The sequence below is a fragment of the Rania fehmarnensis genome (assembly GCF_056494185.1).
In genome coordinates this window covers 6,729,950-6,753,563 of sequence record NZ_CM151398.1, presented here as the reverse complement: position 1 = coordinate 6,753,563, position 23,614 = coordinate 6,729,950, and the positions used below count along the sequence as shown (strand labels likewise).

At 54.8% G+C, this 23,614-nt stretch carries 19 protein-coding genes; 13 read left to right on the top strand and 6 right to left on the bottom strand.

Annotated features, from left to right (window positions below; translation table 11 throughout):
- Positions 1 to 112 precede the first annotated feature (112 nt).
- A complete protein-coding gene (locus SH573x_RS22955; RefSeq protein ID WP_479350165.1) occupies positions 113 to 2,482 on the bottom strand; it encodes a M1 family metallopeptidase in 2,370 nt (789 codons plus the stop codon).
- A gap of 326 nt (positions 2,483 to 2,808) precedes the next feature.
- Here SH573x_RS22955 and eboE point away from each other — a divergent pair, with 326 nt between their 5' ends.
- Positions 2,809 to 4,026 carry a metabolite traffic protein EboE gene (gene eboE / locus SH573x_RS22950; RefSeq protein WP_479350164.1) on the top strand — a complete coding sequence of 406 codons (1,218 nt, stop codon included), beginning with the start codon at positions 2,809 to 2,811 and terminating at the stop codon, positions 4,024 to 4,026.
- Between the two features lie 130 nt (positions 4,027 to 4,156).
- The gene (araD, locus tag SH573x_RS22945) at positions 4,157 to 5,890 is read left to right on the top strand and encodes an L-arabinonate dehydratase (RefSeq protein WP_479350163.1); all 1,734 of its coding nucleotides are present in this window, start codon (positions 4,157 to 4,159) and stop codon (positions 5,888 to 5,890) included.
- A gap of 161 nt (positions 5,891 to 6,051) precedes the next feature.
- On the opposite strand, the gene SH573x_RS22940 is transcribed toward araD, so the two are convergent.
- Entirely contained in the window at positions 6,052 to 7,008 is a 957-nt protein-coding gene (locus SH573x_RS22940; RefSeq protein ID WP_479350162.1) for a WecB/TagA/CpsF family glycosyltransferase, read from the bottom strand.
- Between the two features lie 147 nt (positions 7,009 to 7,155).
- Between SH573x_RS22940 and SH573x_RS22935 the strand changes: the two genes are divergently transcribed.
- Entirely contained in the window at positions 7,156 to 8,421 is a 1,266-nt protein-coding gene (locus tag SH573x_RS22935; RefSeq protein ID WP_479350161.1) for a hypothetical protein, read from the top strand.
- Between the two features lie 70 nt (positions 8,422 to 8,491).
- Here SH573x_RS22935 and SH573x_RS22930 read toward each other — a convergent pair whose 3' ends face one another.
- Together SH573x_RS22930 and SH573x_RS22925 are read right to left on the bottom strand one after the other, a co-directional pair.
- The gene (locus SH573x_RS22930) at positions 8,492 to 9,640 is read right to left on the bottom strand and encodes a DNA topoisomerase IV subunit A (RefSeq protein ID WP_479350160.1); all 1,149 of its coding nucleotides are present in this window, start codon (positions 9,638 to 9,640) and stop codon (positions 8,492 to 8,494) included.
- A 107-nt stretch (positions 9,641 to 9,747) separates the two neighbouring features.
- A complete protein-coding gene (locus SH573x_RS22925) occupies positions 9,748 to 11,781 on the bottom strand; it encodes a DNA topoisomerase VI subunit B (protein WP_479350159.1) in 2,034 nt (677 codons plus the stop codon).
- A 474-nt stretch (positions 11,782 to 12,255) separates the two neighbouring features.
- On the opposite strand from SH573x_RS22925, the gene SH573x_RS22920 reads away from it, so the two are divergent.
- The 10 genes from SH573x_RS22920 (at position 12,256) to SH573x_RS22875 (ending at position 19,917) form a co-directional block, all read left to right on the top strand.
- Positions 12,256 to 12,645: a hypothetical protein gene (locus SH573x_RS22920; protein ID WP_479350158.1), complete on the top strand. Its 390-nt coding sequence runs from the start codon at positions 12,256 to 12,258 to the stop codon at positions 12,643 to 12,645.
- Between the two features lie 61 nt (positions 12,646 to 12,706).
- Positions 12,707 to 13,072, top strand: a complete 366-nt coding sequence (locus SH573x_RS22915) for a hypothetical protein (RefSeq protein WP_479350157.1) — start codon at positions 12,707 to 12,709, stop codon at positions 13,070 to 13,072.
- Positions 13,073 to 13,274: 202 nt separating this feature from the next.
- Entirely contained in the window at positions 13,275 to 13,511 is a 237-nt protein-coding gene (locus SH573x_RS22910) for a hypothetical protein (protein ID WP_479350156.1), read from the top strand.
- A 27-nt stretch (positions 13,512 to 13,538) separates the two neighbouring features.
- Positions 13,539 to 14,480 (top strand): ACP S-malonyltransferase, encoded by a 942-nt coding sequence (locus tag SH573x_RS22905; RefSeq protein WP_479350154.1) that lies wholly within the window; start codon positions 13,539 to 13,541, stop codon positions 14,478 to 14,480.
- Positions 14,481 to 14,484: 4 nt separating this feature from the next.
- Complete coding sequence (locus tag SH573x_RS22900; protein ID WP_479350152.1) at positions 14,485 to 15,432, top strand: ACP S-malonyltransferase; 948 nt, start codon at positions 14,485 to 14,487, stop codon at positions 15,430 to 15,432.
- A gap of 88 nt (positions 15,433 to 15,520) precedes the next feature.
- The gene (locus SH573x_RS22895; RefSeq protein ID WP_479350151.1) at positions 15,521 to 16,303 is read left to right on the top strand and encodes a 3-oxoacyl-ACP reductase family protein; all 783 of its coding nucleotides are present in this window, start codon (positions 15,521 to 15,523) and stop codon (positions 16,301 to 16,303) included.
- Positions 16,304 to 16,465: 162 nt separating this feature from the next.
- Entirely contained in the window at positions 16,466 to 17,014 is a 549-nt protein-coding gene (gene fabZ / locus SH573x_RS22890; protein ID WP_479350149.1) for a 3-hydroxyacyl-ACP dehydratase FabZ, read from the top strand.
- Positions 17,011 to 17,799: a 3-oxoacyl-ACP reductase FabG gene (gene fabG / locus SH573x_RS22885; protein WP_479350147.1), complete on the top strand. Its 789-nt coding sequence runs from the start codon at positions 17,011 to 17,013 to the stop codon at positions 17,797 to 17,799. The genes fabZ and fabG overlap by 4 nt, the downstream gene beginning before the upstream one ends.
- A gap of 6 nt (positions 17,800 to 17,805) precedes the next feature.
- Entirely contained in the window at positions 17,806 to 18,318 is a 513-nt protein-coding gene (locus SH573x_RS22880) for an ApeP family dehydratase (protein WP_479350146.1), read from the top strand.
- Positions 18,319 to 18,399: 81 nt separating this feature from the next.
- On the top strand, positions 18,400 to 19,917 hold the full coding sequence (locus tag SH573x_RS22875; protein ID WP_479350144.1) for a hypothetical protein: 1,518 nt from the start codon (positions 18,400 to 18,402) through the stop codon (positions 19,915 to 19,917).
- A gap of 588 nt (positions 19,918 to 20,505) precedes the next feature.
- Here the strand turns inward: SH573x_RS22875 and SH573x_RS22870 are convergent.
- Complete coding sequence (locus SH573x_RS22870; RefSeq protein ID WP_479350143.1) at positions 20,506 to 22,902, bottom strand: FG-GAP-like repeat-containing protein; 2,397 nt, start codon at positions 22,900 to 22,902, stop codon at positions 20,506 to 20,508.
- Positions 22,903 to 23,066: 164 nt separating this feature from the next.
- On the bottom strand, positions 23,067 to 23,519 hold the full coding sequence (locus tag SH573x_RS22865) for a cupredoxin domain-containing protein (RefSeq protein WP_479350141.1): 453 nt from the start codon (positions 23,517 to 23,519) through the stop codon (positions 23,067 to 23,069).
- Positions 23,520 to 23,614 lie beyond the last annotated feature (95 nt).

Genomic DNA, 23,614 nt, shown 5'->3' with positions numbered 1-23,614 from the left:
TACGTTATCCGCCGAGCCTGCAGTTGGTGTTATATCAATCAAGCTGGGCGTTGAGCGCCCAGCTGGGTTGGCAGTACTTCAACGTTAAGCCAACGTTGAGCCCAGCCCGACGCTACGGAGCTGGTTGTGGCTGAGGTGCTGGCTGCGATTCGGTGGCCTTCTTGGCTTCCTCTTCGGCTTTCTTGCGTTCGGCTTCATCACGCTCGCGCTGTTCCTTCATTGGATTGGACGGCGGCGAGTGCCGATCTTTAAAGAGTTTGAAACGGCTGGGTTCAAGCTTTGGCGGAAAATAGTTATTGTCCCGGTTGGCGTCAGCCGTTTCACGTTGAGGGTCCAGTTCAATACCCTGCAACTGTTTGGCGGATATGAAACCTTTCGTGCAAGTCTGCGAGTTTTCTCGCCACATCTCGGCGGGCAATTTGACAATTTCGTTCGTACCATCGGTGAACGTTAAACGCACGATAATCGGCATGACCAAGCCACCGTGGTTACGAAAGTTGACGAGATAAAAATTCTCCTGGGCAGTCAACAGTTTCTTTTCCTCTGCGCTAAGTTCATTTAGAAATCGTTGGTAGGCTTCGCGTGTTTCAGGCCGCACCTTAAATTTCTCGAAGGTGTTGTAGAAGTCTTTCAAGTCGGGGTAGTCATCCAGACGTTTGCGCAGCTCGGCGTTACGCGACTCCGACAGCGTGGGTGTCTTTTGTCTGTCAGCAGCCAGCCTGCGCTCCTCGGCTTCGTCGGGATCGCCTTTGTCCGGTTGCAGCCAACGCACGCTCTCGATGCCGATATCGCAATGGTCAGTCGTATAGAACCAACCGCGCCAGAACCAATCGAGGTCCACACCTGAAGCGTCTTCCATGGTGCGGAAGAAGTCTGCCGGCATCGGACGTTTGAATTGCCACCTGCGCGCGTACTCCTTGAAAGCGAAATCGAACAATTCACGTCCAAGAATCGTCTCGCGCAGAATATTCAAAGCAGTCGCCGGTTTGCCGTAGGCATTATCGCCAAACTGCAAAATGGATTCGCTGTTGGTCATGATCGGCACCTGACCCCCGCTGAGCATATAGGGCACGATGGCCGCGGGTTCACCGCGCATCGACGGGTACTTCTCTTCCCATTCTTGCTCTGCCAGATACTGCAAGAAGGTATTGATACCTTCATCCATCCAGGTCCATTGTCGCTCGTCGCTATTGACGATCATCGGGAAATAGTTGTGGCCGACTTCGTGAATGATGACCGATATCAGCGCGTATTTCGTGTGCTCCCCATACGTCTTGTCATCATTAGGCCGCGGGCCGTTGAAACAGATCATGGGATATTCCATGCCATAGACCGGCCCATTGACGCTAATGGCAACGGGGTACGGGTAGTCGAATGTATAGCGACTATACACGTTCAGGGTGTGAATGATCGCGTGCGTCGAATACTTGCTCCATAGCGGCTCAGCCTCGTTGGGATAGTAGCTCATCGCCAGGACGCGATTTCCATTGACATCGTGACCTTGTGCGTCCCAAATAAATTTGCGACTGGCAGCGAAGGCAAAATCGCGAACGTTTTGCGCATGGAAGACCCACGTCTTGGTACCTTCATCCTGGGTCTTCTCGTTTTCGGCTGCTTCCTCTGGCGTGACAACGAACATGGGCGTGCGCGACATGCGAGCTTGTTCCAGGCGCTGTTGTTGAACAGCACTCAGAACTTCACCTGCATTCTGTAGCGAGCCGGTAGCGGCCACGATATGGTCCGAGGGTGCCGTTATACGCACCAGGTAATCGCCCAGCTCCAGTGTGAATTCGCCTTTGCCTAAAAACTGCTTGTGTTGCCAGCCAGTCGCATCGCAGTAGGCTGCCATCCGGGGGAACCACTGCGCAATTTCATAGATGCAGTTTTTGTCTTTCTCGAAGTATTCAAAACCAGTTCGACCCGGCAACAGTTTGGAATCGTTGATCTTGTAGTTCCAGCCGATGTTGAAACGCATGGCTTGATGCGCTCCCAGCGGTGTAGGCAAATCGATGCGCATCATCGTCTTGACAATCGTATGCGGCAGCGGCTGACCGTGTGCATCTGTGATCTCAGTGATTTTGACGCCACCATCAAACTCGCGTTTGACTTGCAGCACTCGCAATTGGTCCAAGGATAACTGCGAACCGATCGAGAAAGTCTCAACCGCTTCGGCATCCGATGTGGGGCTGAAGATATTGGCGTCCAGCTGCAACCAGAGATATCTCAACGCCTGAGGCGAATTGTTGTGATAGGTGATCTGCTCGCGACCGGTGATCGTGCGCTGCTTGTCATCCAGCGTGACGTCGATTACATAGTCGGCTGATTGTTGCCAATAATCAGGTCCAGGTTCTCCCGCTGCGTTCCGATAACCGTTAGGTGTCGGCAGCGTTTCATCCAGCTGACGAAATTTGTCCTCCTGACCATATTTACGATTGGTAACATGTTGGGCCTCCACCATCGCCTGTAGCGCAACCAACCACATACCTAAACCAACAACAAACCATCTGCAATACTGCGTAGTATTAGCGTTTGACCGAGCTGCAATCACAGGGCGAACCTTTGCAAGAGAACACGAGCGGAATTAGGAATGGGTCTGCAGTCGCTTCGAGAAAGCCAAAGTCTCCTTTCGCTCCGCGAAAGGCAAAATCCTTTTGCGGAGCAAAAGGGGACGCTGGGGAGCTCTTTATTAGAATTACCTGGCCGGATATGTTCAACCTAAGTCGCCCGGGCTACCCAGGGATGGCGTAACGGAAAACGCTACTCAGGTTGTGAAGATTACCTTTAAAGGGCCAATAAGGGGTTAGCTGGATGTCGGATTTTTCTTTTGGTTATTGCACCAACGTTCACGCTGGCATCACCCTGGATCAAGCCAAGCATAATCTTGAATCGATTGCCGCCCGTGTGCGCCGCAGTGTCTCCCCAGAAGGCAGGTTACCCGTCGGTTTGTGGCTGGCCGAAGATGCGTCACTCCAGTTGGAGCCGGCTGATCAGACTGCTCAATTCCGTCAATGGCTGGCTGGCCAAGGCTTGAAAGCCTACACCTTCAATGGATTTCCTCAAGGTGATTTTCACCAACCTGTCGTCAAGCATGCCGTCTATCAGCCCACGTGGTTAGACACCGCACGTCTTCATTACACTCAGCGCTTGGCCAGCATCTTGGTCGGCTTGCTGGACGATGGGCAGACGGGGTCCATATCTACGTTGCCCCTCGGTTGGCCCCATCGACCGTGGAGTGATGAGGATTTTCGATTGGCGGGTAAACATCTGCGTTTGATGGCGGAACATCTCGATCGCCTGGCTCAAACGACTGGTCATGAAATTGTTTTAGCCATCGAACCCGAACCGGGGTGCGTGCTGGATACGGCGCCTAAAATCACGAATTTCTTATCGCGATATGTGTTTGAGGAGGCCCGACCGTTTATTCGCCGCTTCATCGGTGTTTGCCATGACATATGTCACAGCGCCGTCATGTTTGAATCTCAGGCGGACGCTCTGGCTACCTACCTGCAGGCCGGCGTACGCCTGGGCAAGGTGCAAGTTTCTTCGGCGATCGAAGTTCCCTGGGATCGATATGCGGACGAGCGAGCCGGTCAAGTGTTGACACACAAACAATTGAAGGACTTTAACGAGCCCAAGTACCTGCATCAAACGACTCGGCAAGTTGAACACAGCGCTGAATCGCTGCAGATGGTCGAAGATCTGGGATTGGCGCTTGAGGATTGGCTCTCGCCCAGCGCGTGGCCGGATCAGGCTTGGCGCATTCACTTTCATGTGCCCATCTACGTCGAACGTTTCGGAAAGCTATTAGCAACCCAAGGTGATATTCGCGAAGTGGTCAAACTGATCCAACAACACCAATCAGCTACGATTGAAGGGACGCCGTGGTTTACCGGTGACTACGAAGTCGAGACCTACGCTTGGGGCGTCTTGCCCGATGAACTGCGCGTGTCCGATTTGGCGGAAGGTATTTGTAACGAGCTCGTCTACTTTGATTCTGTGCTGCGCGCTGAGCGCTTGCCGGTGTGAAACTGCTAGTATTACGAGCAGCTGCTGGTGAGCGGCCCTGGAGAGCCGCTCTACGAAGAGCTGCTCTACGAAGAGCTGCTCTAAGGCAAAGCCTAGATAATTTTCAACCAAACTTCAGAGGAATACAACTTTGAATTCGCCCAGTGAACGTGATCCGAAGACGCTTCGTTCTTATCGCTGGTTTGGCCCAGATGATCTACGCAGCTTTGGTCATCGTTCGCGCTTGAAGGGTATGGGCTTTGATGATATCGACTACAAAGATCGTCCGATTATTGGTCTTCTGAATACTTGGAGCGATTTGAATACATGTCACTCGCATTTTCGTGAGCGAGCTCAAGAGATCCGGCGCGGCGTACTGCAAGCCGGTGGATTTCCAGTCGAAGTACCGGTGATGAGCTTGGGCGAAATGTTGATGAAGCCCACGACTATGCTCTATCGCAACTTGTTGGCCATGGAAACAGAAGAAGTGCTCCGCTGTCATCCGATCGATGCAGCAGTCTTGATGGGCGGTTGCGACAAGACGGTACCGGCCATGATCATGGGCGCCATCTCGGCGGGTATTCCGGCGATCTTCTTGCCTGCGGGACCTATGTTGAAAGCCCGATGGAAAACGGAAACTCTGGGTAGTGGATCCGACGCATGGAAGTATTGGGCTGAACGCTGCGCGGGCAATCTTTGTGATTCGGATTGGACAGACATCGAGAACTGCATCGCCCGTTCGGCTGGCACTTGCATGACGATGGGAACGGCGTCGACGATGGCTTGCATTGCCGAAACGCTGGGCATGACGTTGCCCGGTGCCAGTACGATTCCCGCAGTCGTAGCCGAACATTCACGCCTGGCAGTGGCTACCGGACGCATGGCCGTGGAGATTGCCTGGCAGCAACGCCGGCCAAGTGAACTCATCAATGCTCAATCCATCGACAACGCGATCACGACGCTGTTGGCCATTGGCGGTTCGACCAATGCGATTGTGCATATCTTGGCCATGGCTCGTCGCGCAGGCGTACCATTGACGTTGGATCGCTTTGACGAGATCTCGCAGCACGTGCCTGTGTTGGCTGATCTCCGACCCAGTGGCCGCTTTCTGATGGAAGACTTTCATCATGCCGGCGGATTGCGCGCTCTGTTGGTTCGACTGAGCGATCGCCTGAACTTGAATGCCCGAACCATAAGTGGCGTTACTTTGGGCGAGCAAATCGCTGGCGCTGAGACGCTCGACGACAATGTGATTCGCACGCGTGACAACCCGCTGTGGCCAACCGGTGGCACATGCGTGCTTCGCGGCAACCTGGCTCCCGATGGCTGTGTGTTGAAAACTGTGGCAGCTGAGAAACGCTTGTTAAAACATCGCGGGGCTGCCCTGGTATTTGACAACTATGCGCAGTTGAAAGCTCAAATCAACTCACCGGAGTTGCCCGTGACGCCCGACAGCGTCTTGATCCTGCGCAGTGCCGGGCCGCTGGGCGCGCCCGGTTTTCCCGAATGGGGCATGTTGCCGATTCCCCAAAAACTATTGGCTGCCGGTGTACGCGACATGGTGCGTATCTCCGATGCGCGCATGAGCGGCACCAGTTACGGCACATGCATCTTGCACGTGTCACCAGAGAGCCATCTGGGCGGCCCGCTGGCACTGGTTCAAACCGGCGACTTGATTGAATTGGATGTCGAAGCCCGAAGCTTGACGTGGTTGGTAAGTGACGAAGAGGCCAACCGCCGCCGCGCTGCCTATCAACCACCCGTCCCACGTTGGACTCGCGGCTACCATCAACTGTTCAGCCAACACGTAACCCAAGCCAACGAAGGTTGCGACTTCGATTTTCTAGAAGGCAAGTCGGAAGAACAAGAGCCCGATATTTTTTAGATTTGGCGCGCATCCCAGTTCTTTTTTTAAACGCAGAGGCCGCAGAGCCCGCGGAGAAGACGCGGAGGATAAGACGGGTATTCTCTGCGATTCTCCGTTTCTCTGCGTTTATAAAATCCTACGTGTCACCGATCGCTTGATGGGGACAGCCGCTCTACTGCTTATGTAAAATCGCGGACCAGGCTGCGGCAGAGGAAGGCGATGTTTTTGGCGTAACGTGGTGCTAGCCGTTTGGGTTCGCATAGTGATCGATATAGCCACTCACAACCAATACGCTGCCATATTCGTGGTGCTCGTCGCGCAGTGCCCGCCAGGAAATCGAACGACGCGCCCAACTGAATGCTCAGCGGCACATTCAACTGTTGATAATGTTGGTGAATCCAACGCTCGCCTTTGGGTTGGCCGAAAGCGACAAGCAATATGTCTGGACGTGCTTCACGAATCGTAGCCATCAGATTGGCTTCTTCTTCGGCACTCAAATCGCGGAACGGTGGAGCGGCACAGCCGGCGATTTGTAACGCGGGGAACATCGTCTGCAGTTTGCTGGCAGCCTTCTGCGCAACACCTGGAGCAGCGCCAAGAAAGTAAATGCGATAGCCGCGCTGAGCAGAAAGTCTGGCTAATTCGATGATCATATCCGAACCCGCTACGCGCTCCGGCAGTCGCTGTAGGGAGAGAGCGCTGCGCCAGACGATCGGATTGCCATCGGCGATAACTAAGTCGGCTTCGTTGTTGATCGCGGCCAGATCAGGATTCTCCGCGGTCAACATCAAATAGTTGACATTGGCCGTGATGAAATACTGCGGCGTGCGCGCGGTGATGATGCGATGGGCGCGATCGATAACTTGTGGCATGTCGACCAATGCAAAGTCGACGCCCCAGACGTGAGTCCTCTCAACATCCGGCAGCGGTTGTGCGACTACGAAGGCGGCGGGCACGCTTGGGGCGACCGGCACGCTCGGGATGACTGGCAAGAAGACCGGACTGGTTGGCGGCGCAACTGGAATGGGACCGGTGGTCGGTCCCACTACAAATGTGCTAGCCGTGCCATCCATGGTTCCCAGCGGCGTGATCGAAATGTTCGGCAAGGGGGAGGTGTTGGTGTCTGAGGCGTTCACGTGCGCAAACTTTCGCGTAAAGACCGAGCGGGGCATATACGCAAATCTAGGTCACTACTACACTCGGTGAGCCCAATAGGGTTGGCGGTGGGGCCAATGTTGACTAGCCTGTAACGAGTGAAGCGGTTGTAAGGATTGGTTTTGACTGTGAAATCCCCAAAAGCAGTAGTCATCGTGACCGAAGGTGTCGGAGCAGGCATGCTCGGTTGCTACGGTTCAGCCACTTCCACAACTCCGGCGCTGAATAATTTGGCGGCCGGCTCACTGGTACTGGATCAGTGCTTTATCGATTCATTCGAACTGCCCGAGCAAATACGGAGCTTGTGGTCCGGACGCCACAGCCGACAAGAACACAGCCAACAAGAATACAGCCAGTCCGAAGCCCCGCCGCAGTGGAACATCTGGAGTCATTGGGCAGCCGCCGGCCTCACCTGCCAGCTACTGACCGATTCGCCCGCAGTGGCCGAACTGGCCCAAGCCTGGGGCTGCGCGAAAGTTACATTGGTCGAAGTGCTTGAGCCTGAAGAACCTGCGCAGCTGACCGAAGACTGCGCCCTGGTGCAGGTGTTTGCCGCGGCCATTGAACTACTGTCGGGCGAAGATGCGGCACCCGATGTATTGTGGATTCATTCACGAGCGCTACGCTTGCCATGGGATGCACCGCTAGAGCTGCGCGAAGTGATGACCGATCCCGAAGATCCTCTGCCACCATCGGAAGTCCAAGTGCCTCATATTCAAATCGATGAAGATGTCGATCCGGATCTCATCGTGGGTTGGGGACAAGTGGCAGCCGCTCAACTAGCTGTGCTCGACGAAGCCATCGATGGTCTGGAGCAAGCGATCCTGGATCGAGATGATGCCGATGACTGGTCATGGATGTTCTGTTCGCTGGGAGGTATTCCATTGGGTGAACACCAGGCACTAGGTTACGCCCAGCAGTTAGGCTTCGGCGAAGAGATTGCCGCAGCGGCGATGGTGCGACCAGCACATGCGATTCCGATTGGTTCACGGCGCAGTGAGCTTTGTCAATTGCCCGATCTGCCCATGACTCTGCTAGCTGCGATGGAACTGGCACCGGTTGATGTGAACGTATGGGGACGCAGCCTGCTCAGTTCGTCTCCGCCTGGAGTGACGACCAACTGGCCACCGGCGCTCAGTTGGGCTTGGGGCGCAGCAAGTGACACGCTTTGGTTGCGAACGCCGGCCTGGTGCCTCATTCACCGTCACCGCGAGGCCATCGAGCTGTATGTCAAACCCGACGATCGCTGTGAAGTAAACGACGTAGCCGGTCGCAGCGTCGACATTGTTGAGCAGTTGCTGGGCCTGCTACCACAAGTCCAAGCTGCCACGCAAGCCGGTAGTCGCGATACTCTACCCGATGTACCCGAAGAGTTAGCCAGCCTGTTTCGGTGAACATAAGCTATAAGCTATAAGCTATAAGGTGTAAGCCTGGAGCCTGAAGCCTGAAGCCTGAAGCCTGACATCAGTCTAGCCAATCTTGGTCGGCCAGTCTTTCGGGCACGTACACTTCAGTGACGTACGAAATATCCTTGCTCAGCAGGGCTTCGACTTCTAGTTTGAAGTTATTCTTGAGCATGATTTCGATTTCGCGCTGCCAGCTCTTCTTGTTTTCGAACCAAGGATATCGCGCGATTTGCTTGGCCCGTTTGCGATCGTTGTCGCTCAGTTCGATACTGACACCCATATCCAGTTCGCAGCGTTCCAGGTCGATGCTGCGGAGGCCGATAAACTTGGCATCGGGCACAGCCATGCGTTGTGATTCAAAGGCCAGGTTGATCGAGCCTTGTTTGATAACGCTATAGATGTAGTATCCCCAGGGGTCATTATCCATCAAGCAATACACGGGCAGTTTCAGTTCATTGTTCAAGCGATAGAGCAAGCGACGTACGCCGCGGGGCGGCTGGCCACCACCGTGGGTGAGCACGCAATTGTGCTTTTCCCAGAAGCGGTCTTCGTTGAAGCGTTGCCAGACAGTATTCTTTTCGACATGCAGTACGAAATCGGCTTTACACTTCTTGGGATCGAGCGAAACTCGGTCGGGTTCGACGATCGAGGGGATACTGTAACCACCGCTGCCCATGCGGGCGCAATCGATATCGAAGCCCATATCGTTGACGATGATATTGCCGACCATCTCGCCTTTCTTGTCGGCGTATAGATGTAGCTCTTCGCGCAAACTATTCAGATAGACTTCGAAGTCTTCGATGATCGGGTCGCTTTCGGACTGATCATTAAAGGTATTCTCTTTGGTGCCGGCGATGGTGTGTTTGAGTTTGTAGTAGAGACCGCGGATGCTGGTGGTCTTGCCTTGCTGTATCAAATCATGACAACCGCTGGCAACGAGCAGCGTTTGCATATACGCCTTAGCTTGCGACAGATTGAACAGTTGCCGTCGATTGGTATTCTTGCCCATCTCCAGAAAGCGTTTGGTCTTGTTGAATTTGACGTTTGACAGAGCTTTAGTGGGGATGTCCAGCGGCACATCTTTTTTCTTCTCGGCCGAGACGGCAATGTTGGTGGCCAGATCGTTCAGGCGGCGCACCGTCTCAATGTCTTTACCTTCCAATTTGACACGGGGGGCTTTCTCGGGAGCGGGACGTTTCTTGGCCATTGGCTGTATCCGTTATTGAATAAGTTTAACGCAGAGGTTGCCCAGAATCGCTCGAGGGTCACGTTACCGGGCGACACTCGAGCGTCTGCGATTTCGGGTTAAACAACTTACTTGCTGGGTGGTGCTTTGGGCGGCGGTTGAGGTGGTTCGATGATCAACACATCTTCGCCCAGGTCGAGTGGTTCATCTTCAACTGGCTTGCCATGCTTGTCGAGTTTGACGTCGGCTTCACGCGTGCGCACGACAGCCAGTTCCTGCAAATTCTTCAGTACCTGGTTTTGATCGACGCCGTTAATTTCACTGACCGATTTGGCGACCTCGTGTAGATAACGCATGAAGGTATTGCGACGCTCGCCTTCATCGCGCACTTTTTGTCGCCGCCGCAAGTACATGGCCAGTTTACGACCGACCGCTTGCAGACCGAGTCGCAGTTCTTTTTCAATCTCGGGATAATTAGCCACCGCTTCTTTGGATTCGCTGGTGAAGGGCACCCAGACGCTGGCGACGTGGACCATGATCGACACTGGTCCTGAGGGCATATTGCCGCGTGATTGGCTCAAGCCATACGATCGCCAATTGGTACCCAGCACCGCTTGTGTAATTGCGCAGGCACCTTGTTGGAACTGTAGCGGTACGCGATTGGCGAAGCGCATGATCTGCATGCTCTGACCTTCCGAGATGCTGATTTCATGCAAGGCCGAATGCAAGGCCTCGCGTTCGCTCTTGCTCAACTTACTGGGCGAGCGGCGGGTGGGCATCTTGGTCTCTTTGAGAATCTTGTCAGCCGTTTCTCCGCCGATGCCGGGGAACGAGTCGATCAAGAATTTGCGAACTGTTCGAGCGTCGCTGCCGGCCAACAGTTCATCCAGCGCTTCCTTCGAAACCTTTTGTGTTTGCGGTGCGCCACCGTAGGCCAAGGCGACTTCGATTACAAACGGATTGCCCCGGTAAACCGCTGGAGGTCGCGACGCCGAGGCATAGAACTCACCGGGCACAACGTGGCTGATGCCCTTGAGCAGTAGCTGCGTGCCGATGGGCACGATGCAATCGGTGCTGGGTGGGCGAATGCGAGTTTCTTGGATGGCTTTGTACAGACGATCGGCTTCGGCGTGTCCAACTTTGCCAGCCTTGGCGCGCGGACTGAGCTTGGCGGTTTGACAAATCTTGCGAGCTACTGCGGGGGTTACGCAGGAGAACTCACTAGACATAAATCCGCTGAGGGTCGCGGTGCGATTCTCGGTCAGCATCGTCACCAGCCGCCCGAGTTCAACGCCGTACGGATGCGGCTTGATCTCTTTGGCTTCCTTGGGCAGGTCATACGTACTGCGTTCGTAGGTGCTGGCGTTGCCTTCGGGATCTTTGTAGTGGAAGGTCACGTGCGGATTGGCGATCGCCGTTTGTTCCAGATACTCATCGACGCTACCGCGACCGCGTTTGTAGATCGCGCCCAGTTCGATCGTCACCCGCGTGCCGCTGGTCAGCTCTTCGGCCACGTGGCCTTCCGGGGCTGGGTATTCAAAGTGCCAGCTGATCTCTTGTTGGCGAATGTAGTCAAAGCCTTTTTTGCCCGAAGGGATATCGATTCCCTCACCCTTGCCATTGACGATCTCGGGGCGATTCTTCTTGGTATCGACCTGCAGTTCGAAATAGTGCAGTGGCTTATTGGGACCGGTTTTGGAGATGATCTTCATCGGCTTGCCGGTGGTGAGCATGCCGTTCATGCCGGCCGCGCTGATGCCGATGCCTTGCTGGCCGCGGCTCATGCGGAGGCGGTGGAATTTACTGCCGTACAGCAGTTTGCCGAAGATCAGCGGGATCTGTTTCTTGACGATTCCCGGGCCGTTGTCCTGGACCGAAACGCGGAAGCGTCCGGCCTCGGTGCATTCCAGTTCGACCCAGATCTCGGGCACGATGCCGGCTTCTTCGCAGGCATCCAGCGAGTTGTCGACGGCCTCTTTGACCGTCGTCAGCAGGGCTTTGCGCGGGTTATCGAAGCCGAGCAAATGCTTGTTCTTGGCGAAGAATTCGCTGACGGAGATGTCGCGCTGCTTGGTCGCCATGCTTTCGGCAGTGGAGCGACGAGCACCTTCGCGTTTGCGTTGGACGGGTTCTAGCTCTGGAGCGTCCGATGCAATGTCCATAACCAACCTTCTCTCAATCCGTTCGTTACCGTTGCCTGTAGGCAGGACGTTGGGCCACCCTGCCGCATGCGCAATATATCCGCTCCGCATATCTTTCCCAGACTGGTCCAGGGGGAATCTGGGTTGTTTGGGAGAACTTTTCCCAATGAACCCAAAAGACCTGTTGAGCCTGCGAAGTTACTTTTTACGATGTGGGAAGCTCTGTTGTCCACTGCAGTGTTTGTAGTGCGGCGTTATGCAAAGCTCCGAAGATTGGACGACAGTGGCATAGGCTTGCGAGCCTACAATGCCTCGGAAGGTAGAGGGCCGCGCCGAACCAGTCGCACAAGGATGCGTGGCTGGCCAGCAGGCGTCACCTCTGACCCGACTGTGTGATAGCGACTTGACGTTGAAATTTTGCTTATGTGGCCCGCGGTGCACCAATCGCCCGCGGGTTGCCCAGCTCAGATCCAAGGAAGGAAGGGAGTAGTGCCCATGCGCACAAGAACGATTCTCAACACGATTGCAATGGGAGTACTGGTGGGCTGTGCCCTGGCCGGTGCGACCAGCGCGCAAGAACCGGGCGTGCCATACAACAGCTATGGTGGCCACGACTTGTTTTACAACTATTACACCCAAGGTTATGCCAACGGTGCCAATGCCGCGGCTTACGTAGCACCCGTGCCCGTGCCGCCCAACGTGGGACATACCTACCACACCTATCAACCACTGTACCCTGATGAGATGCTGTATTGGCACAAGCATCGCTACCACAACTACTATGACCAAGGTGCCGGTCTGAACCGCACCAAGGCCTTGTATTATGCACCTCCGGTACGTACCGGAGTCAACTATGTGTGGCGCAAGATTCAGCTGCCACGCTAGTTGCCAATTTTAACAATACGGCTTGCCAGTCAAGTCGGCATTAAGTTTAGAGGATTGACTCATGCTGAAGCATTTGCTTGGTATCACCGCCCTATGTTTCGTTGGACTGTTCAGTCAAGTTGCTCAAGCGCAAGTTCCGTATGCGATCGGTGATTCCTGGGCTCACAACAATTCGATGAGTCGTCCCTGGCACGGAAATTATTATTACTTGCCGTACGGCCAACCCACCGCGCTGGTTGTACCGCCGACTTCGACCATGCAGCAGACGTACTCCTGGGGCGTCTCGCGGAACACGATGATGCCGATTTATCATCAATTTGGCCGTTCCGCACCCTTAAGTGCACCTGGTGGTCGATTCTTCGCCACTCCACGCTGGCCGAGCCACACCGACCAGTTCGGAGTCTATCCTGTGCGCGGGCCTTGGTAACTTTGCACAAGTAAAACAGCATCGCTCTAGAGACGAAGCTCGGTGAGAAATCACCGGGCTTTTTTTGTTGACAGAATGCCTCCGCTTGATCTCACTGTTTAATGTGTGAATCATCTATTCATGGCAATCGTTACGACCTGTCCATTTTAAACGTTGGCACACTCTTCGCGAAAACCGCAATCGTGCAAACTGGAGGAATGGAATGATCATGCAGAATAGCAACCTCAGGTATTTCAGGGTTATATCGCGGGTCGACGGCTTTGAACTGGGCAAGTGTTTTGGCCAGTACTATGTCCGACATCCGCGGGGACTAATCGATTGGCTGGACAACAGTTCCGATGAGTCGCTGTTGCCATTGCTAGATGAGATTCCCCAAGACGTTGTATGCAGAATTCGCGAAGTCTTGGTCAGTCAACGTCATCGCAGCCATCACACATAACTGTTCGGCAAACATGGAGCGGCAAGTATGAGCAACTTTGAACAACACGCCTGGTTGTTTCCGGGGCAAGGCGCGCAAGAAATTGGTATGGGCCGCGCATTGCTCGACAAATTCGCTCCCGCACGCCAAGTCTTACAAGCGGCGGAAGATTACTGCGGTCACTCGCTGGGAACCATTATCCAACGTGGACCTGAATCCACTCTGACTCAAACCGATGTATTGCAACCGGCGCTGGTGGCCATCTCGATTGGCTATGTTGAACTATTGAAACATAGCGGCGTTGAACCGGTGGCTGTGGCTGGCCACAGCTTGGGTGAGATCAGCGCGTTATACGCAGCTGATGTGATCTCGCTACCAGACGCACTGCGTTTAGGTGCTGAACGCGGGCGTTTGATGAGCCAGTCGGCCGAAGGCGGTATGCTAGCTGTTAAAGATCTGCCACCTGAGAAGATTGAACAGTTGTTGCCGCAAGTCCATGGCACTCTGGTGTTGGCTAACTTCAATGCCGCCTCGCAGACCGTCGTCTCAGGCGAACACGCGGCCCTGGATGCTCTGATACCGCTAGTCAGTGCTGCAGGCGGTAGCAGCGTGCGACTAAACGTCAGCGGCGCGTGGCACAGTCCACTGGTGAAAGAAGCGGCTGACAAGTTTCAAGCGGTCCTGGAAACGGTTGACTTTCAAGCTCCCAGCGTTCCATTCATCCTGGGCGCGACCGGACAAGTCGCGGAGTCAGCCGATGAAATTCGCGACACGATGATGCGGCAAATCGTTTCGCCTGTGCGCTGGACCACTGTTACTCAAACTCTCTTGTCCCTAGGCTGCAATCGCTTCCTGGAAGTCGGGCCCGGGAAAGTGTTGCGTGGTTTACTGCGCAAGAATGTTGACTCCAAGCTCTCCTACTCAGTAGCAGGCGTCGACAATTCGAAATCGGTTAACGAACTGCTGGCCACTGTCGCGCAGGAGTCGTAAATCGATGCAAGCCTGGATATTTCCTGGACAAGGTTCGCAGAGCTTCGGCATGGCCAGAGGCCTGCTGAAAGACTTCGCCACTGCCCGCGAAATTCTCGAGATGGCCGAGCAACTCAGTGGCTTGCCACTGAATCGCATCCGCCAGTTTGGGCCAGTAACCGAGATGCGCCGGCCCGAAGTGTTGGAACCTCTGTTGGCCAGCATTAACATCGGCTACGCCCGGTACTTGCTGGACAACGGCGTGACGCCGGACGCCGTGGCCGGTTACAGTGCGGGCGAAGTTGCCGCCATGTACATCGCTGGTGCCCTTTCGCTGGAAGACGCCATGCAAGCGGCTGTCATCCGTGGCCGCCTGTTGTCCTTGGGTGTCAGCGAACATTGCAAGATGGTGGCCGTGACGCATTTGACAGGCGAGCAAATCATGGATGCGATCGCCAAGTCTGACATGAGTGGCCACGTCGATATCGCTGGCTGGAACTCCGATGATCAGTTGACGATCGTAGGCGATGCCGATAGCGTACGCTACATGGAACGCGTGCTCATTCGACTGGGCGGCGACATCTCCAGTTTAGAAGTCTCCGGTCCCTGGCATTCACCCAGCATTCAGTGGCTGGCCGACCGCGTCTTTGCGGAACTGGGTTCCATCGAATTTCAAACGCCTCAGTATCCAATTTTCACCAGTCTCTCTGGTTGCAAACAGACCGAGCCGGGCATCCTGCGTCGCCATCTGGCACAACAGATCGCCGCGCCGGTTTTATGGAAACACGCGCTGCAAGAGCTCAAGAGTCTTGGCATTACACGTTTTTGTGAGCTAGGCTCCGGCAGGGTACTTTTTGGTTTGGTGCGGCGCAACTTTGCGGGGCATGACGATTATGAGGTGGCATCTGCGGAAAGCCACTCGGCCGGAATTGCTCCCTGGGTGAAACGTCTGCAGTCGGAGCGAATCGTCTAACAGTCGTCTCACTTTCGAGCTTAGCACTGCTCATCAATACATATCTCTTCGCTACATCAATAATCACCAGCTCACTAGGAGCCGACCTGTGAGGGACTTGGAAAATCGCGTTGCCGTTGTCACCGGTTCGTCGCGTGGCCTGGGCAAGGTCATGGCCGAAGAACTAGCCGCGCGCGGGGCAACCGTTGTTATCAATCACGTTTCCAATAAAAGCGCACAGCTAGCCGAAGAAACGTTGGCTCGCGTGCGCGAACTCGGTAGCGATGGGCAAATCATTCAAGCAGATGTAAGCGACGCCATCGCTGTCCAGAAGATGTTCATGAAAGTCTTCAAGGACTATAAACGCGTTGACATTCTCATCAACAATGCTGGCCTGACGCGTGATGATTACTTCTTGATGATGCGACAAGATGCCTGGGACAAGTTGATGGATGTGCACTTGGACGGCGTTTATCATTGCACCAAGGCTTGTATCCGTCAGATGTGCGCAGCCAAACATGGAGTGATTGTCAACATCGGCTCTGGCTCGGCGCTAGTGGCTATGCCAGGTCAGGTCAATTACAGCGCGACCAAAGCGGGCCTGCTGGGCTTCACGCGCTCGCTGGCTCGCGAAGTGGCCGACAAAGGCGTGCGCGTGTTGCACGTGGCTCCCGGCTTTTTCAAATCCTATATGACCGACACCCTTTCGCCAGAATTTGTGAGCGAGACGTTTCGCATGACGCCGCTCCAACGTTGGGGCCACGCCGAAGAACTGGCTCGCACCGTCGCTTACCTGGTCTCGGATGACGCCGCTTACATGACCGGCCAATCCATCGTGATCGATGGCGGTCGCGGGGCTGTAGAAGCCGACCTCGGCTTCGTACTGAACTAGTCACACACGCAACTCACCCGTAGCGGAAGCCGTCAAGGCTTTCGATGCAGCACCAACACATCGAAACTCTTGACGAGTTCCGCTACTAATACACGACGTCAATCAAACGAAACTCTTGACGAGTTCCGCTACCAGTAAAACGAGATTTTTTGGAGCCGATGCATGTCCAGCCTATTCACTACGGAAAAAAAGATTATTGCCATCGATGGATTAACTCTGCGCAAGATCATGCCGCACGGTTATCCCTTCCAAATGTTTGACAAAGTGAAGTCGTTCGATACGGAAACCGGTCGTATTATCGGCTTGAAGAACGTGGCCCAGAACGATCCATTTATTCAAGGGCACTTCCCGGGTAATCCCATTTTTCCTGGCGTCCTGATCATCGAAGCTTTGGCTCAAACGGCCGGTTGTGGTTGGATGATTTGGGAATTGCTCGAAAAAGGCATTGCACCCGAGGACTTTGGTAGCCACGTTCACGAAGTAACGAGCATGGCTACGATTCTGGCTGAGAGCAAGATCAAACACACCAGCCCAGTTTTTCCTGGTGATCAAATCGAGCTGGAATCGACGTTTGAAATCAGGCGGGGCGATATGGCCCGTTGCAAAGTATGTGCAACGGTCGAAGGTCGCGAAGTGTCCAAGGGGCAGTTGACGATGGCCAAGATTCCATGGCAAACACCTGGTCAAGCTGCACCGGAGTTGCCAGCATGAGCGGAGCTCAGCCGACTGACAAACCCAAAGTCGCTCTGGTCACCGGTGGCTCGCGTGGCATCGGTCGCGCCACCTCGGTCGAAATGGCTCGTCGCGGTTACTTCGTCGTCGTCAATTACGTCTCGCACGCTGAGTCGGCTGAAGCTACGTTAGCTGAGATCAGGCAGCAAGGTGGCGACGGTGCCCTGATGCAATGTGATGTTAGCGACTATGCGGCCGTGCAAAGTAGTGTGCTGAAAATTCAAAAAGAGCATGGCCCCATCGAAGCCCTGATCAACAATGCAGGTATCACGCGCGATGGCATGTTCATGATGATGACCGAAAAAGGCTGGTCACGCGTCATGGAGATCAATCTGGATGCGGTCTTCAATTGCTGCAAAGCTGTCAGCCGTTCGATGGTTTCCAAACGCAAAGGCGTCATCATCAATATCGGCTCAGGCTCGGGTATCTCGCCGCGTGCCGGACAGGTTAACTACAGCACATCCAAAGCGGCAGTCATTGGCATGACCCGGTCGCTCGCCCGCGAACTAGCTCCCTACAACGTGCGGGCACTGGTGGTTGCACCTGGGTTTACACGCACCGAAATGGCCGATGCGATTTCGCCCTCGGCCGCGGCCGAATCCTTGAGACTTATTCCGATGGCTCGATGGGGTCAGCCCGAAGAGATAGCCAAAGTTGTCGGCTATATGTGCTCCGACGACGCCGCGTATATCACTGGCGTAACCATCGTAGTTGATGGTGGTCGCGCTGGTGCTGAACAAGACTATGGACTGCTCACTAAGTAAACGCTCATGTTTGCAACGAAGACTACAATCGCTCTGGATTCTTACGCCGTCCGCGCTCTGCTGCCACATCGCGATGTGATGGCGCTGATTGATGGCGTTCGAGAATACAACTTCGCGGCGCGTTCGATATGCGCTTTCAAACGTATCGCCCAGAATGAGTTCGCTGTACAGGGATGTTTTCCCGGCCATCCGATGTTCCCTGGCTCATTGGTTATCGAAGCTTTGGCTCAGACCAGTGGTTTGATGATGAACATCGAACGCCTGGAAAAAGAAGGGGTTGTAGTCGATCGCTTAGAAGAACGCGACTACCTGGCCTCCCTGCCGGAAATACCGTTAAGCGTGTTAGCCGAGAGTACGATTCGTCAACGATCTGTCACCTTACCTGGCGATACGCTGTATCTGGAATCTAAGATTGCCATGCAGCGAGCCGAGTTCCGCTATTTCAAAGTTGAAGCTCGAACCGATGATCGATTGATCGCCACGGGTACCATCTTGCTGTCTTATCCAAATTACATGTGATGTTGGCCGTCCATTCTCGCCCGTGCGAACAGGAGTTGGTCAACATTTGGCCGATTCTCGTATAGCGCACAGAGAACGAAAATGGTACGCACCTGGTTAGGATCGCTGGCGGCAGTTGGTTGTGCACTCTGCTCATTAGCCGCTATTGCTCAAACGCCTGAACTGACCGTAGTGGCCCGCAGTCCCAAGGACTTGCAGGTCGTGCTGAGCAGTTTAGGGCAGCGCGGTGAAGGCCTGGGTCTATCGGGACCAGTCGCCTTCCTGAAGGGCTACGAACAACATCTCGACAGTACCAAACCACTGACCGCTGCCTGCGCGTTCAGTACGCAAGTGCCCATGTTTGCCGTTGAGCTGACCAGCATCGACGCGAGCCAACTCTGGTCCGCTTTGGCCGAAGACGGCATGACACTTAACTCGCAGACTGGCGAACTAGTTAACGCCAGTGGCAGCTTGCGATTCTTCGTCGAGCAATCAGGAAACAAACTGCGCATCGCCGACAATGCCGAATACTTGAAGAGCATTCGCTTGCCCGCTGCACCGACTTTCACCGGTGCACCAACGGAGAGCTCGGTAATAATGCATGTTGATTGGCGCAATCTGCGTCCGGAACTGCGCAAGTCGCTCAGCAGTCAAGTGCTTGGTCTGTTGTTGCCTCAATCGCAAACTTTCAGTGCAGGCTTCTCACTGGCCAACCTACCGGAACTGCTCAGCGTGGCTGCTTCGGAACGCATCGCATCCTGGTTTACTCGTTCGGAGAGCATGGACCTGCGCTTCCAGATAGACAATCAAAGCCGAGTTCAATTGGCGGTCGATGTGCTCAATCGCTCCTTCAGTGGAATTCGGCCTGTCCAAACTCCATTCGCTGATGCGAACATCGATAGGTCACTGGCACAAGGTCAATGGAATCTGCCGATCGAATTTGAATTTCGTAACTTCGTTCAAGCGTGGGCTGCACCCTTTAGCGGCGATGTGAAGAATCTCTTCAGTGGCGATTTGATCGACGGTACTCAAGGCCGCGGAGTGCTGCAGGACGGCTCCCGAGTTTTGGCTCGTCATGCTTTGGAATTGACTTCCCTGCAGAACCTCCAAGGCACCTTTGCGGCTCAGGAGCGTGATGGCCGCCCTGTGCTGGCTGCCGGATTGCGCATCGCCAATCCTGTGAAGTTGGATACTGACTTGCAGAAACTGCTGAAGGCCGCCATCGATGACGGCGCGCCGGCCAAGATCCAGCTCAATCAACCGACCAGCTACGACGCCAACCTGCATCGCATCGAACTGCCGATTGCTGCCGAGCTGAAGGAAGTTCGTGACCTGTTTGGAGAAGTTGCCATCATCAACATCGCCACCACCCAGCACGTTGTACTGGTCGGAGTTGGCGCGGGCAGCGACGAGTTAATGGCTCAGTTGATTGCTCCTGGCACCACGCCCACTGGCAATTTATTATCCGCTGCAGTAGCCAGTCAGAGTCCGCTAGGGACACAATTGGGATTAACGCCCGCTACGATCAGCGTGGCCCCGATTGCGCAAGGCTTCCGACTCTTCGCTACCTTGCCAGAGGTTCCCTCGCAGTCCGGACGCTTGACCCGCACGGCTCAGTAACTGAAAAAGAGACCTGACCCAGACCTGACCCCGTTTCACGCTGTCACCTCCCCCGGCGAAGCTGGGGGAGGTCGCAGACGAGGCGATAGCCGAAGTCTGCGGGAGGGGGCACCGCGCTAGTCAAGACTCCTGTGGTACTAACCAACTGCACTGCCCAGACCCCTCCCGAATCTCGCTACGGCTCGATTCGACCTCCCCAAGGCGAAGCCTTGGAGAGGTGACTGGTCACCTCCCCCGGCGAAGCTGGGGGAGGTCGCAGACGAGGCGATAGCCGAAGTCTGCGGGAGGGGGCACCGCGCTAGTCAAGACTCCTGTGGTACTAACCAACTGCACTACCAAGACCCCTCCCGAATCTCGCTACGGCTCGATTCGACCTCCCCAAGGCGAAGCCTTGGAGAGGTGACTGGTCACCTCCCCCGGCGAAGCTGGGGGAGGTCGCAGACGAGGCGATAGCCGAAGTCTGCGGGAGGGGGCACCGCGCTAGGCAAGACTCCTGTGGTACTAACCAACTGCACAGCCCAGACCCCTCCCGAATCTCGCTACGGCTCGATTCGACCTCCCCAAGGCAGAGCCTTGGAGAGGTGACCGTCACTGCTTCAGCTTCAGAGTTTTGTTCGCTTCGATGGGGCCTTCGACGACTTGAACGACGTTGCCGGGCCAGGTGATCGTTAGCTTGTCGACACTCTTGGCATCGCCCAGTCCGAAGTACAGCGGCAGACTGCTTTGCGACAAATAGCCCGACTGTCCATCGAGCACTTGAGTCAGATGCCGCTGGCCAATGGTCAGTTCGACTTTGGAGCCCAAAGCATCGCGATTGCAAGCGGTACCTTCGAGTTCGATTTGCAAATAGTTCAACTGATTGGGCTGTTCACTCAAGTTGCTGATCAGAATCATGGGTGACGAATTGAAGTCGTTGGTAACGATATCCAAGTCGCCATCGGCATCTAAGTCGAAGATGGCCGAGGAACGCGAACCAAGCGCGCCCCACACCTCGATGTTGCCAGTATGGCCTTGAGCCAGTTTGTGCTCGCGATCTTCGCCTTGGCAATCGAGTTGGAACCAGGGGCCCGCTGGACCGCCGCGGCGTGGTTCGACGCCCAGAATAAATTCGGCATCGCGAAATTTCTGCCCAGCTTCATTCAGGCGTAGCGAGTTGACATGGTATCGAAAGGGATAGTTCATACTTGAGGTAATGAACACGTCTTGAAAGCCGTCGGCGTTGAGGTCGGCAACGCTCAGTCCCCACGGCCAATAGTTCTCGGCATTAAACGCGTCGGCAACTTCATCAAAACCAGGGCTGGACTTTGCTAGGAATAGTGCACTACCCAAGACGTTCTGGCCGGTTTCGCGACTGCGCAGATAGGAAATAGGCACTGCATCCTCGGCTGCGCGGCGACGTTCGCGGTCCGGTCCCAAGATGCCATTGCCCAGTTCCCACATGTCGGCATGCATGCTGGTTACCATCAAGTCCATGCGACCGTCCCCGTTGGCATCGAACGACTTCAAACCCATGCCACCCCACACGGGTACAGGAAACCAGGTCCGACTGACGTCTTCGAACTTCTTGCCTTCGACGTTGCGATAGAGCGTATCGTTGCCTTGCATATTGGCGACGTAAATGTCTAGCCAGCCGTCGTTGTCAATGTCGATCGGTGTGGCATCGCCCGTCCAACCGAATTCCTTAAATTCCAAATCATCGGTCACGTTGCGAAACGTACCATTTCCCTCGTTGTGATAGATCAGGCTGCGCTCGCGCAGCGGCGGGAAGAGATGCCCGGCAAAAGCTTCCTTTTCACCAATGTAATAGGGATATTCTTTCTTGGCTTTGTCGCCCGAATATCCGATGACTGCCGTGGTGAACTTGCCAACGTTCGTTAGCAGCAAATCGAGCTTTCCATCGCGGTCGTAATCAAAGAAGTCGGCTCCCGATGAATGACCGTCATACTTGAGTCCCGATTGTTCCGTGAAGTCCTGAAAGTTGCCTTGGCCATCGTTCAGCAAGAGGGCATTGCCATGCCGAGTGGCGGTGATAAACAAATCGGGATCGCCATCGTTGTCAATGTCAGCAAACGAAGCAGTCACATTGGCACGTCCATCAAAGGCCACTCCAGCTCTTTCCGTGATGTTCTCAAAGCGACCACCACCTAAGTTACGCCACAATTCGTTTGGGCCACGCTGATTGATAAAGTATATATCCGTTAAATCATCGCCATCGACATCTGCCACCGCTAGCCCGTTGCCGTGATCGTAATGATTGCTGCGAAAGTCCTTACACGAATCGGCGACCGGATGATGCTTGAAGGTAATGCCACTGTCTGGTTGGCGATCTTCAAACTGAAAATCATGAAAGGTCTTGAGGGTATCGGCCTGGGCTAATTGTTCATCGCGACGACCTTTGAGCCATTGAGGATCAAACACGTCCGCTGGTGCTCCGACAATCATGGGATCGGGAGGATTCATAACCGGTTCGGAGAGCAATGTCAGTAGATCGCCGGTCAGTTTTTCCATCTCGGCTGGTTCAAGGCTCTCGTACAGCCCGCGCACTTGCCGCGTGGCATCAATCAATACGAAACGCGAACTGTGTGTGATCAAGCCAGCTTCGTTCTGCGCACTCTGAACTGGAAACATGAAGCCTTCCTTGCTCAGCGTCCACAGTTTTTCGCGCGAGCCGGTCAAGAATTTCCAACGCTCAGGGTTGGCGGCATGCTGAGTGGCGTATTCGAGCATGCGCTCGGGTGAATCGCGAGCGGGATCCACCGTGATCGATACGAAGCGCACTCGTTGACTATGTGGCCAGGCCTCGATGTGTGTTTGCAGTTTGGCTAACTCCGCGGTTTGTCGCGGACATGTTGCCTGGCAATGCGTGAACATAAAGTTGGCGATCCACACGCGACCGGTCAGCTCTTCGCTGGCAAAGGGCTGACCCGCTTGATCGGTCAAATCGAAGTGCGGAGCAGAAAACAGGACAGGCAGTTTCTGTGGCACTCCGGTCTCGGTGGGAGAATCCGTCTTGGCTGGAGTTGATTCCGCGAGTTTTGGAGGTGCTTTTTTTGCATCTGCATTTGCATCCACAGGTGCAGCTGGACGGCAACCAAATAACGCGCACAGTGCGAGAGGAATCAGGAGTTTATTCATGATTAGAGAGGGGCTCACTGCAGTTTCTGGATCCAGGCTTGAAAGCTCTGTTGGTCTTCGACAATTAGATGAATGGGCGGCTGAGTATTGGGCTCGTTACACATTTGCTCGCCGGTAAACACATAGCTCCCGCGAGGTGTCGGACCAACGTGCAGAGTGAACTCCAAGTTGGGTACCGCAATTTCTTTCAGCTTCAGCTGTGGCAGCGCCACTGTGTAGATGTAATCACTGCTCTTTAAAACCAGATCCACCGACAAGTGTTCGGGAATGTGGATATCGCCGCTGGGCTGAATCACGACCTGAGCCGTACCGAGCGATTCTTTGGCGTAAACGATTTTCCACTGATGCTCGTGTGCGGTTAGCTCTATGGACAACGGCTGGCTGAGCTTAAGGGGTGGCACTGCCGGCGCGCACGCAGTTAGCCCGGCCAGAAAGGCCAGCAGCAGAAGCGACAAGCGACGTGTCATCCAACACATTGAGGAGCACAATATGGACATGGGAGCCGTTTAGTGGAATGCATGCCAGCCTGGCCCACCGCCAATTCTACCCGCAGGCATGCATG

What these genes read in the sequence shown, in the direction of transcription:
- SH573x_RS22955 (WP_479350165.1), bottom strand. Translation starts at nt 2,482, where the DNA reads ATGTGGTTGGTTGCGCTACAGGCGATGGTGGAGGCCCAACATGTTACC.
- eboE (WP_479350164.1), top strand. Translation starts at nt 2,809, where the DNA reads ATGTCGGATTTTTCTTTTGGTTATTGCACCAACGTTCACGCTGGCATC.
- SH573x_RS22930 (WP_479350160.1), bottom strand. Translation starts at nt 9,640, where the DNA reads ATGGCCAAGAAACGTCCCGCTCCCGAGAAAGCCCCCCGTGTCAAATTG.
- SH573x_RS22925 (WP_479350159.1), bottom strand. Translation starts at nt 11,781, where the DNA reads ATGGACATTGCATCGGACGCTCCAGAGCTAGAACCCGTCCAACGCAAA.
- SH573x_RS22920 (WP_479350158.1), top strand. Translation starts at nt 12,256, where the DNA reads ATGCGCACAAGAACGATTCTCAACACGATTGCAATGGGAGTACTGGTG.
- SH573x_RS22915 (WP_479350157.1), top strand. Translation starts at nt 12,707, where the DNA reads ATGCTGAAGCATTTGCTTGGTATCACCGCCCTATGTTTCGTTGGACTG.
- SH573x_RS22910 (WP_479350156.1), top strand. Translation starts at nt 13,275, where the DNA reads ATGATCATGCAGAATAGCAACCTCAGGTATTTCAGGGTTATATCGCGG.
- SH573x_RS22905 (WP_479350154.1), top strand. Translation starts at nt 13,539, where the DNA reads ATGAGCAACTTTGAACAACACGCCTGGTTGTTTCCGGGGCAAGGCGCG.
- SH573x_RS22900 (WP_479350152.1), top strand. Translation starts at nt 14,485, where the DNA reads ATGCAAGCCTGGATATTTCCTGGACAAGGTTCGCAGAGCTTCGGCATG.
- fabZ (WP_479350149.1), top strand. Translation starts at nt 16,466, where the DNA reads ATGTCCAGCCTATTCACTACGGAAAAAAAGATTATTGCCATCGATGGA.
- fabG (WP_479350147.1), top strand. Translation starts at nt 17,011, where the DNA reads ATGAGCGGAGCTCAGCCGACTGACAAACCCAAAGTCGCTCTGGTCACC.
- SH573x_RS22880 (WP_479350146.1), top strand. Translation starts at nt 17,806, where the DNA reads ATGTTTGCAACGAAGACTACAATCGCTCTGGATTCTTACGCCGTCCGC.
- SH573x_RS22875 (WP_479350144.1), top strand. Translation starts at nt 18,400, where the DNA reads ATGGTACGCACCTGGTTAGGATCGCTGGCGGCAGTTGGTTGTGCACTC.
- SH573x_RS22865 (WP_479350141.1), bottom strand. Translation starts at nt 23,519, where the DNA reads ATGACACGTCGCTTGTCGCTTCTGCTGCTGGCCTTTCTGGCCGGGCTA.